The 1,978-nt window shown below is 57.9% G+C and carries 2 protein-coding genes; both read left to right on the top strand.

Going from position 1 to position 1,978, the window contains the following annotated elements; all coding sequences use genetic code 11:
• Nucleotides 1-384, top strand: a 384-nt coding sequence (locus SMC5_RS10885; RefSeq protein ID WP_207799227.1) for a UDP binding domain-containing protein, incomplete at its 5' end; no start/stop codon positions are given.
• A 23-nt stretch (nt 385-407) separates the two neighbouring features.
• Entirely contained in the window at nt 408-1,874 is a 1,467-nt protein-coding gene (locus tag SMC5_RS10165; RefSeq protein WP_119087441.1) for a WecB/TagA/CpsF family glycosyltransferase, read from the top strand.
• The last annotated feature ends 104 nt before the right edge of the window (nt 1,875-1,978 follow it).

Here is a 1,978-nt window from a genome sequence, read left to right as displayed (position 1 = left end):
GCCGAGCGCATGTCCAGGAGGATGGGCGGACTCGAGGGCAAGCATGTGCTGTTTATCGGCATCGCGATGAAGGACTACTCGGACGACGTCACGGTGAGCCCGGCCGTCGACCTTGCCAGGGCACTTGCCAAGGCGGGAGCCGACGTGCACGTTCTCGACAGCGTCGCTGAGGCGCCCAGGGAATTCGGACGCGAGATGGACATTGATACGGGCTGTTTATGGGCAGACGCAGTCGTGTTGCCTATCCGACAAGGCAATGTGGACTATGAACGCGTCAAGAAGCTCGTCATAGCAGCGGCCGGCCGCGTGATTCTGTTTGACTTCAGGGGCGTGTTCGAACATGACGCCGACGTCCTGCAGCAACTCTGGTACGTTCGTCTGTAGAAGGCGGATGCGTCCGCACGACAATGACTGAACGAGTCTACGTCGCCGGTATTCCGGTCGACAACCTGGACATGGACGAGACTCTCGCCACTATCGAGGCCTTTGTGGCGTCTCGGATCCCTCATATGGGTGTGGCCATCAACCCGGAGAAGGTTATCAAGGCCAGACAGGACAAAACCCTTCAGAAGATCCTGCGCAGAAGCGATCTGAATTTCTGCGATGGAATTGGAATCATCTGGGCTACGCGAGTGTTTTATCGCGTGCACATCAAGTCGCGAGTGACCGGTGTCGACCTGTTCTTGCGGCTGCTTGAACGGGCAGATGCTCGTGGATGGCGTCTTTTCCTTCTTGGATCGCGCCCTGAAATCCTCTCCGGAGTTGTGGCAATCGTGAAGGAGAGATACCCCGGGCTCGTCGTGGCGGGTTCACACGACGGATACTTCACCGCTGCAGACGAACCCGGGCTCGTCGCAGAGATCGCTGTCGCCAAGCCAGACATCATGTTTGTCGGCATGGGCAGTCCCAAGCAGGAGAAATTCCTTGCCGGCAACCTCTCGGCGATGGGCGTCCCGTTTGCCATGGGCGTGGGAGGGAGCTACAACGTCCTCTCGGGCGAGTTCAAACGTGCACCTGCCCGCGTCCAGAAACTCGGACTTGAGTGGTTGTACCGGTTCGTGCTTGATCCCAAGCGGCTGCCCCGCATTCTTTCACTTCCACGGTTCGTCGGTATTGTGCTGCGGTCATCTCGGAAACATGTCGACAACATCGACTTCTTTGGCATTTCCATCAGCAACAGGGATATTGACGAGCTTCTCGAGATAGCCGACGGTTTCGTGAAAAGCGGGGTGCCCCATCTCGTCGTTACACTGAATGGCGAGATGGCCGCTCGTGCGTTCAAGGACGCCGAATTCCTCGAGATTGTCCAACAGGCGGATCTGGTCGTTGCTGATGGCGTTGGCATCGTGTGGGGAGCGCGCATGCTGGGACCGCGCATCGAGAACCGCATTCCCGGTATCGAGTTCTCCGGCTCTCTGCTGGCACTTGCCGAACGGAAGGGATACCGTGTCTACTTCCTCGGTGCAAAGCCGGACATTGTCGAGCGGGCTGCCTCCAATGTCATGACTCGGTATCCTGGTCTTCATGTCGCCGGCTTTCACTCCGGCTACTTTGACGCGGCGGAAGAAGCGCTCATGATCCAGGAAATCCGGGCGGCACACGTCGACATTCTCCTCGTCGGTATGGGTGGAGGAATCCAGGAGAAGTGGATCTGGCACCACCGCGACATGGGTATCCCTATTGCAATCGGCGTGGGCGGCACATTTGATGTCTGGAGCGGACTTGTTCGCCGAGCGCCTCGATTCGTTCAGAAGACCGGCACGGAGTGGTTGTATAGACTGGTCGTCCAACCAAGCCGCGTACGGCGCGTAGGGAGTATCTTCTACTTCATGTTCCGCGTGCTTGCGCATCGTCGGACAGCATCCAGGAGCTAGATGACCCGAATCCTTGTCCTGGGCTACTATGGTTTTGGTAATTTTGGCGACGAGCTCATTCTGTCGGCTGTACAGGATGAATTGACGAGTATCGAGTGCGAGGC

The sequence above is a fragment of the Candidatus Cryosericum odellii genome (assembly GCF_003570935.1).
In the GTDB taxonomy this organism is placed as follows: Bacteria; Caldisericota; Caldisericia; order Cryosericales; family Cryosericaceae; genus Cryosericum; species Cryosericum odellii.
This window is presented reverse-complemented; position numbering and strand designations above follow the sequence as displayed.